General features: G+C 56.2%; 10 protein-coding genes. 8 read left to right on the top strand and 2 right to left on the bottom strand.

Annotated features, from left to right (window positions below):
• Nucleotides 1-119 precede the first annotated feature (119 nt).
• Nucleotides 120-986, bottom strand: a complete 867-nt coding sequence (locus HC231_RS11360) for a LysR family transcriptional regulator (RefSeq protein ID WP_208231303.1) — start codon at nt 984-986, stop codon at nt 120-122.
• A 94-nt stretch (nt 987-1,080) separates the two neighbouring features.
• On the opposite strand from HC231_RS11360, the gene HC231_RS11355 reads away from it, so the two are divergent.
• From HC231_RS11355 to HC231_RS11345, 3 genes are all read left to right on the top strand, one after another.
• Nucleotides 1,081-2,070, top strand: coding sequence for a nitrilase family protein (locus tag HC231_RS11355; RefSeq protein ID WP_208231302.1), 990 nt, complete (start codon nt 1,081-1,083; stop codon nt 2,068-2,070).
• Between the two features lie 323 nt (nt 2,071-2,393).
• Complete coding sequence (locus HC231_RS11350; RefSeq protein WP_246494829.1) at nt 2,394-4,547, top strand: TonB-dependent receptor; 2,154 nt, start codon at nt 2,394-2,396, stop codon at nt 4,545-4,547.
• Nucleotides 4,548-4,589: 42 nt separating this feature from the next.
• A complete protein-coding gene (locus HC231_RS11345) occupies nt 4,590-5,588 on the top strand; it encodes an ABC transporter substrate-binding protein (RefSeq protein WP_208231068.1) in 999 nt (332 codons plus the stop codon).
• A gap of 101 nt (nt 5,589-5,689) precedes the next feature.
• Here the strand turns inward: HC231_RS11345 and dld are convergent, their stop codons facing one another.
• On the bottom strand, nt 5,690-7,453 hold the full coding sequence (gene dld / locus HC231_RS11340) for a D-lactate dehydrogenase (RefSeq protein ID WP_208231067.1): 1,764 nt from the start codon (nt 7,451-7,453) through the stop codon (nt 5,690-5,692).
• A gap of 337 nt (nt 7,454-7,790) precedes the next feature.
• Here dld and nifE point away from each other — a divergent pair, with 337 nt between their 5' ends.
• The 5 genes from nifE (at nt 7,791) to nifU (ending at nt 12,426) form a co-directional block, all read left to right on the top strand.
• Nucleotides 7,791-9,167, top strand: coding sequence for a nitrogenase iron-molybdenum cofactor biosynthesis protein NifE (gene nifE, locus HC231_RS11335; protein ID WP_208231066.1), 1,377 nt, complete (start codon nt 7,791-7,793; stop codon nt 9,165-9,167).
• A gap of 15 nt (nt 9,168-9,182) precedes the next feature.
• Nucleotides 9,183-10,574, top strand: coding sequence for a nitrogenase iron-molybdenum cofactor biosynthesis protein NifN (gene nifN, locus HC231_RS11330; RefSeq protein WP_208231065.1), 1,392 nt, complete (start codon nt 9,183-9,185; stop codon nt 10,572-10,574).
• The gene (locus tag HC231_RS11325) at nt 10,571-11,032 is read left to right on the top strand and encodes a NifB/NifX family molybdenum-iron cluster-binding protein (protein WP_208231064.1); all 462 of its coding nucleotides are present in this window, start codon (nt 10,571-10,573) and stop codon (nt 11,030-11,032) included. The genes nifN and HC231_RS11325 overlap by 4 nt, the downstream gene beginning before the upstream one ends.
• 150 nt (nt 11,033-11,182) lie before the next feature.
• Entirely contained in the window at nt 11,183-11,488 is a 306-nt protein-coding gene (locus HC231_RS11320) for a hypothetical protein (protein ID WP_208231063.1), read from the top strand.
• A 56-nt stretch (nt 11,489-11,544) separates the two neighbouring features.
• Complete coding sequence (nifU, locus tag HC231_RS11315) at nt 11,545-12,426, top strand: Fe-S cluster assembly protein NifU (protein ID WP_208231062.1); 882 nt, start codon at nt 11,545-11,547, stop codon at nt 12,424-12,426.
• Nucleotides 12,427-12,433: the final 7 nt, after the last annotated feature.

Genomic DNA, 12,433 nt, shown 5'->3' with positions numbered 1-12,433 from the left:
GGCGGACAACTCCGTCGCCCGCCCGTCATCATGACGAACGTCGATAAGGGGACGGTTATCACTCTTACATGGATAGCGGCGCCGCAAGCGGGCGTTTGCTTCATCTCGCCTCATGGGTTTCAGGTAATGGCAGGCACCATGTGTAAAAATTTATCCCGCAGCAAATCCTGCACTGCCGGATTCCATGCAATCCCAATCCGCCATTCCGTGTGCTTTCCTTCTGGCCGCACAAGCGTTACGCCAGCAGGCAGAAAATGGCTGACGCCCGCGGGGAGCAATGCCACGCCGTTTCCCGCCGCGACTAACGACAGTATGGTATGAATATCATCGGCATCAGACACCGTTCTGGCAGTGAGATTATTTTCTGTGAGAAAACGGGCGGTTTGCTCAACCAGACCACGCCCGCGTTGCGGATTGATCTGCAAGAGCTGATACGCCTCAAGTACAGACTGGATGTTCGCCGGGTTCGCACTGATGTTTGAAGGGACGGCAAGTACCATCCACTCTTCCATCACGACCCTGGCTTTCAGCGGCTCAGGCACGGGCAGACGTATAAATCCGGCCTGAAGTTGTCCGTCCAGTAACATTCGGCACTGCACGTCGGAAGGAATGTCGTTCAGGGATATCTCGACATCCGGAAACTGTTCACGAAAAGCGATAACCTGCGCAGGGGCAAATTGAAATGACGAGATGCCAAACCCAAGCGCCAGCTTGCCCACATCGCCTTTCTGTACCTTGCGCGCGTATTCCTGAAACTCGTCGTAATGCGCCACTAATTCGCAAGCTTTGGCGTAAAGCTGCACACCGGCGACGGTCAATTTCGCGCCATGACGCCCACGTTCAAACAGATTCACGCCGATCAGGTGCTCCATGGTCTGAATCTGCTTGGTTAATGCGGGTTGCGTCAGACACAGCATTTGAGCCGCGGAATGATAACGCCCCTGCTGAGCCAACGTAACGAATGCCCGCAACAGTTTTATGTCCATTCCTGCCATTTATCAAATCCGGAAAAATTGTGATTATTCAGTTTCGCTCTTTGATGGTGAAATTGGTACCAGTTTCCAATCGGAGAGAAACCTAATGAAACAGCATCTGCGGGTTGCAACAGTCCAATTCTTGCACCGAGCCAATGATAAGCAATATAACCTTTCACTTATTGAATCGTTTGTTCACCAAGCCTCGCGCGAGGGTATTAAAATTCTCGCCTTTCCTGAAATGTGCATTACCGGCTACTGGCATGTTCCCGACCTTAGCATTGAGGAGGTGACGGCACTGTCTGAACGGGTTGATGACAGTCCGTCTTTAGCCCGTATCACGGTGTTGGCGAAAAAGTACCAGATGGCAATAGGCGCAGGATTTATTGAACGGGGAAACGATGGGCGGCTCTATAACGCTTACGCGATATGTATGCCGGACGGCAATATTCATGTGCATCGTAAACTGCATGCTTTTGAGCACTCGGCTATCGCCAGAGGCGATTGTTTTACGGTGTTTGACACCCCTTGGAACGTGCGAATAGGGGTTCTTATCTGCTGGGATAACAATCTGGTAGAAAACGCGCGCGCCACGGCGTTGCTTGGCGCGGATATCCTGCTGGCGCCGCACCAGACGGGCGGCACGAACTCCCGTAGTCCCTATGGTATGAAGCCCATTCCCGCCGCACTCTGGGAAAACAGGGATAAAGATCCCGTTGCCCTGGAAACGGCATTTCGCGGTGATAGCGGACGCGGTTGGCTGATGCGTTGGCTACCCGCTCGGGCGCATGATAACGGTATGTTTATTCTATTCAGCAATGGCGTCGGCCTGGATAACGGAGAGGTTCGTACGGGTAGCGCCATGATCCTTGATCCCTATGGCCGTGTTGTCTCAGAAACCGGCTCTTTCGAAGACGCCATGGTCTGTGCCGATCTTGATTTAAGTCTGCTTCCCATGTCTACCGGGAGAAGGTGGATCCATGGGCGCCGGCCTGAGCTATACGGCATTTTGTGTGAACGTCAGGGTTATGAACGCGATGCCATCAGCGCGAGATTCTCTACCGATATCCCCGACTTTAAAAAACGAGAAGAGTAAAGGGATGCCACAAGCGCCGTTCCCCGATCATCAGACCTAGTTTGTTTCTCCGCAACCGCCATAAGGTTTTCATGTCTAGGGGCTGGCAAATTCTGCCACGCCCCGTCTAACCGCGGCCATTTCTTTTTTACGCCGGCTGAATTCAACCAATTGATAAATGAGTAAATAATGAATGGAGTAATTATTTCCATCACAACTAACTCTTGATGCATATCAGAAAACAAGAATATTTGCCGTCGTAATATAAGTTTTTACATAACGATGCGTGAGTGTGCACTATGAATAAAACCTTTCTGGCCGCCATGCTAGCGACCTTGCCTGGAATGACGACTGCGGCAACGGCAACTGATGCGACTACCTCGTCAGTAAACAAAAACACCACAACAAAAGAGGATCAGATCGTGGTAACGGCCACCGAGCCATCCGGCGTCACGCCGGATACCAAGGCCGGCGCCGGGTTCGTCACCCCGGATATCGATCTTGGCCCCATCGGCAATAAAACCTGGATCGATACGCCATATTCCACCAATACCGTCAGCCGGGAAATGATTGATAATCAGCAGGCGAAAAGCGTCAGCGAATTATTGAAATATGCGCCGAGTACGCAGATGCAGGCGCGCGGCGGGATGGATGTCGGCCGTCCGCAGAGCCGCGGAATGCAGGGAAGCGTGGTGGCCAACAGCCGGCTCGACGGGCTGAATATTGTTTCCACCACGGCCTTTCCCGTTGAAATGCTGGAGCGGCTGGATATCCTCAACAGCCTGACCGGCGCGCTGTACGGCCCGGCCAGTCCGGCGGGACAGTTTAACTTTGTGGCCAAGCGCCCCACGGAACAGCCGTTGCGCAAGGTTACACTCGGTTATCAGAGCCGCAATGCCTATAGCGGCCACGTGGACCTCGGCGGACAATTTGATGATGAAAATCGCTTTGGCTATCGCCTGAATCTGCTGGACGAAGAAGGGGAAGGCAATGTCGACGACAGCACGCTGCGCCGTAAGCTGGCCGCTATCGCGCTGGACTGGAATATCCAGCCCGGTACGCAGCTCCAGCTTGATGCCAGCCATTACGAATTTTTGCAAAAAGGCTATGTCGGCGGTTTCAGCTATGGCGCAAACGTAAAGCTGCCGAATGCCCCCGATGCGAAAAACAAAAACTTCACGCTGCCCACCACCGGCAACGATCTGACCACCGATACGGTCAGCAGCCGCCTGATTCACTATTTCAACAACGACTGGTATCTCACCGCCGGGGTCGGCTGGACGCAAGCGGATCGGGCCATGCGCACGGTCTCAAATACGATTACCAACGATGCGGGAACCATCACCCGCGCCATTAATGATTCCCCCGCCGCCGGGCGTTTCCGGGTGTGGAGCAACACCGTCACTCTTAACGGCCATGCGGATACCGGCAGCATCGGCCACGATCTGGCGTTCTCCACCACCGGCTACGTCTGGTCGATCTACAGCGCCAGAGGTGCCAGCCAACGCTATAACCTGGGAACGTCCAGCTTTTATGACCCGTCCCCCATGCAGGAGCCGGGCGACGGGAAGATCCGTACCAACGGCGCCCGTTATAAGGGGAGCGATAATACCCAACAAAGCATTACCATTGGCGATACGGTGACGTTTAATCCACAGTGGTCGGCCATGTTCTACCTGAGCCAGAGCTGGCTGGAAACGCAAAACTTCAACAGCCAGAAGAGTAAAACCAGCCAGGTTAACCAAGACGGATTAAGTCCGAACGTGGCGGTCATGTATAAAATCACTCCGTCCGTGATGGCCTATATCAGCTATGCGGATTCGTTGGAGCAGGGGGACACCGCGCCGACGGGCAGCGGCGTCAAAAATGAAGGGCAGACGCTCGATCCTTACCGCAGCCAGCAGTATGAAATCGGCCTGAAAGCGGATGTAAATGGCATGAATCTTGGGGCGGCGCTGTTCCGCCTCAAACGTCCGTTCGCCTATACCGACCCGACCGATATGGTCTACAAAGAGCAGGGGGATCAGGTGAATAAGGGGCTGGAGCTGACCGCTAGCGGTAACCTGTGGCAGGGGCTGAATATCTACAGCGGCGTGACCTTCCTCGACCCGACGCTCAAAAACACCGTATCTGACGACACCAGCAACAAGCGCGTGGTGGGCGTGCCCAAAGTGCAGGCCAACCTGCTGATGGAATACAGCCTGCCGTCGATGCCGGAACTGGTCTACAGCGCCAATATCCACTACACCGGCAAACGAGCCGCCAACGACACCAACAGCAGTTGGGCGGATAGCTATACCACGCTTGATCTGGGAACCCGCTATACCACCAAACTAAGCAATGTGCCCACGACCTTCCGGGTATCGGTCAATAACGTCACCAATGAGCACTACTGGGCCTCGATCTTCCCGTCGGACATCAACGGCGGCGGCGGTTCCGCCAGCGCTTTCCCCGGAGCGGGGCGTGAAGTTCGCGCCTCCGTGACCTTCGATTTCTGATAACAGGAGCGGTGTTTCCCGGCAGGGGAACACCGGATCGCCATGTATAATCTTTTTCGACAATATGTCGCCGCCTTGATTGTCGCGGTGTTGATGCTTCCCGGCATTGCGCTGTCGGCAGGCGAAGGGCATCGCGACATCCGGGTGGCGACCCCCTGGCCGGCGCAAAACACCATTATCGCCATGCTGGGTTACGGCGATAGCATTGTCGGCACCTCGGATATCGCCAAACGCATTCCGCTGTTTCGCCAGATCTACCCAGGTATTGACCAGGTGCCGGCCATCAGCGTCAGCAGCAGTCATGAAGTGAATCCCGAACAGGTCATCGCGCTTAAGGTTCAACTTCTGTTTATTCCACAGAATATGCGATTGTCTCAACCGGAAATGTTGGCCAAGGCCGGCGTTAAAACGCTGGAGCTAAAAGCCAATTCGATGGCGGCGCTGCGTCAGCGGATCACCCTGACGGCCCAGGCGTTAGGGCCGGATGCGGAACAGGTGGATACGCGTTACCAGCGCTATTTTGATCGCAATGTCGCGCTGATCCGACAACGCCTTAACGATCTGCCGGAATCGGAACGGATAACGGTCTATCACAGCATGGGCAGCCCGTTGATGACCAGCGGGCGTCCTTCGCTCAATCAGGACTGGATGGATCTGGCCGGCGCGCGCAACGTGGCGGAATCATGGTTCGCCGCCAAGAAGAACAGTTCCGGCGAGGTGCCGTTGGAGAAAGTGATAGCCGCCGATCCTGAGGTCATCATCGCGATGAATAGCCGGGATGCACAGGACATTCGTCAGTCGTCCGCCTGGCAGGGCACCGCGGCGGTACGGCATCAGCGGGTTTACGCTAATCCGCAGGGGCTATTTTGGTGGTGCCGGGAAACCAGCGAAGCCGCGCTGCAAATCCTGTGGCTGGCAAAGACGCTCTATCCCCAGCGCTTTGCGGATATCGATATGGCAAAAGAGACCTATGATTTTTACCATGACTTTTTCGCTATCTCGCTCAGCAGCCAACAGATCGCGACCATCCTTAATCCTTGATGAGCCGATCGATAGGCTAACCCCACCCCAACCCTCCCCTTCACAGGGGAGGGAGATTTCAATGCGATCGCTCATGCCGTTATCGGCCAAGCGACGAACCATCAGTCCCCCGAATGATGTTCATCGCCGCATCCACAGCCGCAGCCCCAGTTTTTCAGTTTGGATGTTTTGCCGATGCCGGGGTTCAGGCTGTTGGTGGGATCGTTTTGCCGGTAAAACGCCTTCAACTGGGGTTTGGCCTGATACAAATGGCCGACGTTATGCTCGGCCGGATACTCCGCGCCGCGCTGGTCGAGCAGAGCCAGCATCTTCTCTTTCACTTTATGCACATCCACGCCTTTCTTCACAATGTAATCCTGGTGGAAGACGTAGCACATGAAGTGGCCGTAATACAGCCGGTGCACCAGCATGTCGTCGAACTCGGCCGGTAAGTGTTCAAACCACTCATGGTCGTTACGCCGCAGGGCGATATCCAGCGGCAGGATGTTCTCCACTTCGTGGCTATGTACCGCGTGGTAGCGGATCGCCGCGCCCGCCGCGGCAAAACGGTGCAGAAAGGCTTTGGCGCCTTCTTCCGGCGTGCAGACAAAAAATTCGCCGTCAGCCTCGCGAAAATACTGTTCCAGCCAGTTGCGCGCTTCATCAATGCCGTCACCGGCCATTTTCAGCATCAGATGGTGCTCAAAACGATTGCGGTAGGCCTTCATCCGTTCCGGCAGATGGGAAGGCAACAGGCGGCTGAGGAACTGCATGGTGCGATCCACCAAATGCGACGGCAGAAAGGGCACTTTGCCGAAGATGGCGTCCATCCGTCCTTTCAGGTTAAAAAACATCGGCATTTTGTCGGTGCCCAGCTTATCGATCATGATAAAGGTGTCTTTGCCGTAAACTTCGGCGATATCGAACATATCACGATGTATATATTCTCCCGCCACCGGCAGATTTTTGAAATCGGCGAGGATATGGCGGCGCAGTTCGGTCAGCACCTGCGGCTGATTGGTGCCGATATAGAAAACCTGTTGGGATTTTTCCGCCGGGAACGTATCCAGACGAACGGCGAAAACCGCCAGCTTGCCGGCGCAGCCTGCGGCTTCAAACAAACGGCGCTCGTCGGCATTAAAGCGCGAAGGGGTGTTTGCATCCACATCACGGATACGTTCTGCGTATTCATGGTCGGATGCTTGACGTTCATCGTGAATAACGTCTTTAGCCTCATACTGCTGCAATTCAAGGCGAGTCAGGATCTCTTCCGGCGATTCGCCCAAATTGATCCCCAGATGGTTAATCAGTTCCACCTGGCCCTGTTCGTTAACCCGGCCATAGAGCGCCATTTCGGTATAGGCCGGCCCGCGATGAACCAGCGAACCGCCGGAGTTGTTGCAGATACCGCCGATCACCGATGCGCCAATACAGGAAGAGCCGATCACCGAATGCGGCTCGCGCCCCAGGGGTTTGAGCACCCGTTCCAGATGCCACAGGGTGCTGCCCGGCAGCGCGACAACCTGTCGTCCCTCATCCAGCAGTTGAACCTTATCCAGGCGCAGGGTGTTGATGATCACAATTTCACGGTCGTAATCATCGCCGCTCGGCGTGGAGCCTTCGGTCAGACCGGTGTTGGCCGCCTGCATCAACACGATACGTCCGGCCTCAATGCTGGCCTTGAAGACTTTCCACTGCTCAATCAGCGAGGCGGGGAATACCACCGCCAACGCATCGCCCTGACCCGAACGGAAACCTTTGCGATAACGCTCTGTTTTATTTTTGTCGGTAAGGATATGAGATTTGCCGACGATACCGGTCAGTGTGCGGATTAGAGTCTGAGAATCAATGGAGGGAGAATTTACGGGGGTTGCATAGTCCTGCATGACAGTCTGTCCTGTTAATTAATCTAATGAATACGATAAAAAGCATAGTATTTAGTTTAGATCTTGCTCGTAGATATTACGTTTACCGCTCGCAGGCAGTATTTTGTTCTGGCGCGCCGCCGCCTTTTTTTATTTCGCGTTTTTCTCCATGGCGATAAAGGGGAAGCGCGTTGACCTTGTTCCTTCGTCCGTTCGTCCATCGCGCTCCAACTGACAATCATTGTTGGTTTTGTCGTACAACCGACAACAGCAACCCGTTTTAAATCAGCTAATTAATATCTGGCTTATCAATTGCAACGCACCTCATGGAGTCACATTAACCGTGCCGAGGTGAATTATGAGAAGTAGTGAGATTGCGGCGTTAATGGATCAGCCCGCCTGCGATCATAATGGCGGTCATAAATCCGGCTGCAGCGCCCCCAAACCCGGTACGGCGGCGGGCGGCTGCGCGTTCGACGGCGCGCAGATCACCCTGTTGCCGATTACGGACGTCGCTCATCTGGTGCACGGGCCGATCGGATGCGCAGGCAGTTCCTGGGATAATCGCGGCAGCCACAGTTCGGGGCCGCAGATTAACCGGCTGGGATTTACCACCGATATGAGCGAGCAGGACGTCATCATGGGGCACGGCGAACGACGTCTGTTTCACGCGGTGCGCCATATCGTTGAGCGCTACCATCCGGCGGCGGTATTTATTTACAACACCTGCGTGCCCGCCATGGAGGGGGATGATATCGAAGCGGTATGCCGGGCCGCGGAACAGGTCAACCATATTCCGGTGATTGCTATTGATGCCGCCGGATTCTACGGCAGTAAAAATCTGGGCAACCGCATTGCGGGCGATATTATGGCGAAAAAGGTGATCGGTCAGCGCGAACCCGCCCCCTGGCCGGAAGATTTCGCCATCCCGGAAGCGCAAGGGCACAGCATCGGCCTGATTGGCGAGTACAACATCGCCGGCGAATTCTGGCACGTGCTGCCGTTGCTGGATCGGTTGGGGATCCGCGTGTTGGGCAGTCTTTCGGGCGATGCCCGTTTTGCCGAGGTGCAAACCCTGCACCGCACCGAAGTCAATATGCTGGTGTGTTCGCGCGCGCTGATCAACGTGGCCCGCCATCTTGAAATGCACTATGGCACCCCCTGGTTCGAAGGCAGCTTTTACGGCGTACGGGAGATGTCCTCCTCGCTGCGTACCCTGGCGGGCCTACTGAACGATGAGGATTTACAGACAAGGACCGAAACGCTGATCGCCCAGCAGGAGCAAGCGGCCAACCTGGCATTGGCGCCTTATCGTCAACGGCTAAAGGGCAAACGCGCCTTGCTGTATACCGGCGGCGTAAAATCCTGGTCGGTGGTGTCGGCCTTGCAGGATCTGGGGCTGGAAGTGGTGGCGACCGGAACCAAAAAATCCACCGAAGAAGATAAAGCCCGCATCCGCGAACTGATGGGCGACAACGCCATCATGCTTGAGGACGGCAACGCCCGCCTGCTGCTGGATACCGCCTACCGCTATAACGCCGACATCATGATCGCCGGCGGACGCAATATGTATACCGCTTATAAGGCCCGTCTGCCGTTTCTGGATATCAATCAGGAGCGGGAACACGCCTTCGCGGGTTATCAGGGCATCGTCGCTCTGGCTCGTCAGCTCTGCTCTACGTTGGAAAGCCCGATCTGGCCGCAGGTAAACCGCCGGGCGCCCTGGCATATCTGAAGAAGGAGAGAGGCAATGGCTCAGGTTTTGAAATCGGCAAAACCGCTGGCGACCAGTCCGATCAAAAGCGGACAGCCGCTGGGGGCGATCCTGGCCGGCATGGGGCTGGAGGGATGCATCCCGCTGGTGCATGGGGCGCAGGGGTGCAGCGCTTTCGCCAAGGTGTTTTTTATTCAGCACTTTCACGATCCCATCCCGCTGCAAACCACCGCCATGGACCCGGTCACCACCATCATGGGATCGAACAATAATGTGCTGGCGGCGCTGTCATTGCTGTGCGAGCGCCATAATCCCAAAACAATAGTGGTGCTGAGCACCGGCCTGTCGGAAGCGCAGGGGGCGGATCTGGCGTTCGCGTTGCGCCAGTTCAGAGAGAACTATCCAAAATTTCAGTCCGTTACCGTGATAACGGTCAACTCGCCCGATTTTTACGGTTCGATGGAGAACGGCTACGCCGCCGTACTGGAAAGCGTGATTGAACAATGCGTGCCGGTTTCTCCGCCGGCCAGTCTGATACGCAAAAAGCGGGTGAATCTGCTGTTGGGGCATATGCTGACGCCCGGCGATCACGAACAGATCCGCAGCTACGTGGAAGCATTCGGCCTGCAGCCGATTATCCTGCCCGATCTCGCGGAATCGCTGGACGGCCACCTGGCGGAAGGCGATTTTTCGGCCTTGACCCAGGGCGGCACGCCGATACGCGCGATCGAGCAAATGGGGCAGAGCGCGTCTACCATCGCCATCGGGGTATCGCTACAGCGCGCCGCGCGCCTGCTGGAAAGCCGCAGCCATACGCCGTCGCTTTGGCTGCCGCACCTGATGACGCAGGATCAGTGCGACGCCTTTATCCATCATCTGCACAAGCTGTCCGGCCGCGAGGTTCCGGCCTGGATCGCGCGTCAGCGCGGCCAGTTTCAGGATGCGATGATCGATACCCACGTCTGGTTGCAGGATAAGCGCCTGGCGATTGCGGCGGAGGGCGATCTGCTGGCCGCCTGGCTGGACTTCGCCATCAGTCAGGGGATTCGCCCTGAATGCGTGGTCGCTCCGGCTAACCAGCCGGGGCTCTCTTCACTGCCGGTGGCTGAAGTACAAATCGGCGATCTGGAGGATGTCGATGATAGGTTACAACGTCACCCGGCAGATATCCTGTGCGCCAACTCTCACGCGGCGGCGCTGGCGCAGAAGCACCATCTGACGCTGGTGCGCATCGGTTTTCCGATCTTTGACCGCATCGGCGAGTTTCGCCGTCTGCGCCAGGGCTACGCCGGCATGCGCGATACCCTGTTTGAACTGGCGAACGCGATGCGCCTGGCGCATCACGAACTCCCCGTTTATCACTCGCCCCTGAAGCAGACTTTCCCGTCCGCCGTTGCGCAGGGATCCGTCATGGAGACAAAGCCATGAGACATTTAACCCGTCAGTTGGCGATCCCCTCCGCCGATGACCGCTGGATTATTCGCATTGCGTTCGCCAGCGTCGATTTACGCGTTGTCGATCAGCATTTTGGCTCATCGCCGCGCCTGGCGATTTACGGCGTATGCCGAGATGAAGTGCAACTGCTGGAAGTGGCCGATTTTACGGTCTGTCACGGCCATAGCGAAGATAAGCTCACCAGCCGCATCAGCGCGGTTGAGGGCTGTTTCACCCTGTACTGCACGGCCGTCGGCGATACGGCGTTCAGGCAGCTGTTGGGGATCGGGGTCAGGGCGGTCAACGTGGCCCGCAATACCCCGATAGCCATGCTGCTGGCGGATGCCCAAGCGCTATGCGACGACGGGCGGGTCAAAAAATCGTTGCGCAAAAAAGACGCCAACCGTTTCCAGGCGATGATGCAGGAAAACCGCTGGTTTGAAGAGGAATAAGGCTTGTCGGCTGTGCGACAAAACCGACAATTGCCGCTGTTTATGCAACAGCGCAACAACAATAAATAGCACTATCCTGCTGATAATAATTGATTTTCTGACTGGCACTACATTTGCTCAATGATTAAACGCCGGATAAGGGAGCCAATCATGATTCATATCGATGCAATGACCTTAAAGCAGCTCAGGCAACGTCAGGCGCAACGCAGCCAGGCCTCGGCCGGTCTGGCGCTGGTCGTCAGGGGCGATGCCTGCCGGGGCTGGTCGCTGCAGATGATGTGGCGCGATCGGCCGTTACCCGGCGACGAATGCCGTGAAATCGAAGGATTGCGACTGTTCGCCTCCGAGCTGCACTGGCGGCAGTTGGAGCAGGCTCGCATCAGCTCGGATACGCGAGGTATCTGGGTCGAATTTCAGCCGTTGGGGTGTCGGTGTGAAAGCGGGTCGTGCGCATAGACCCTGCATCTTGGAATCCATTGGGTATAAGCCGTAAACAAACGGGAGAAGAGAGCATGTGGAACTATTCTGAGAAGGTAAAAGAACATTTCTTTCATCCGCGCAACGCCCGTGTGGTGGAACAGGCAAATGCAGTCGGCGATGTCGGTTCCCTCAGCTGCGGCGACGCCCTGCGGCTGATGTTGCGGGTTGATCCCGCCAGTGAAGTGATTCAGGAAGCAGGATTTCAAACGTTTGGTTGCGGCAGCGCGATCGCCTCTTCATCGGCGTTGACCGAGTTGATCATCGGCAAAACGCTGGACGAAGCCTCGCGCGTCACCAACCGGGAAATTGCGGATTATCTGGACGGCCTGCCGCCGGAAAAGATGCACTGTTCGGTGATGGGACAGGAAGCGCTGCGGGCGGCGATCGCCAACTATCGCGGGGAGACGCTGGAAGACGATCACGAAGAGGGCGCGCTGATATGTAAATGCTTTGCCGTTGACGAGGGGCAAATCAAACGCGCGGTGCTGACCAATGGGCTGACTACGCTGGAGGAGGTGATCAATTACACCAAAGCCGGCGGCGGATGCACGGCATGCCATGAAAAAATCGAACAGACGCTGAGCGCTATTCTGGCCGCGGCGGCTGAGGATGCGCCGGCGGCGCAGAATGCAGTAAAAGAACAACAGACCGAACGCTGGTTGACGATTGAAGAGGTGATTAACAGTCTGCGGCCGCATATCCAAATGGACGGCGGCGATATCAAACTGATCGGCGCGACTGATAACGAAGTGCGCGTGAGCCTGTCCGGCAGCTGTAATGGCTGCATGATGACGGACATGACGCTGGGCTGGCTGCAACAGAAACTGCTGGAACGGCTGGGTTACTTTATCCGCGTGGTTGTGGTGGATACGCCGGCCTCCGCCGGCGTGATCCTCCAGACTTCCGATTTTTAAGGAGCGC

The sequence above is a fragment of the Brenneria izadpanahii genome, from assembly GCF_017569925.1.
Lineage (GTDB): Bacteria > Pseudomonadota > Gammaproteobacteria > Enterobacterales > Enterobacteriaceae > Brenneria > Brenneria izadpanahii.
The sequence above is the reverse complement of the archived record's forward strand: the minus strand, read 5'-3'. Positions and strand labels throughout refer to the sequence as shown.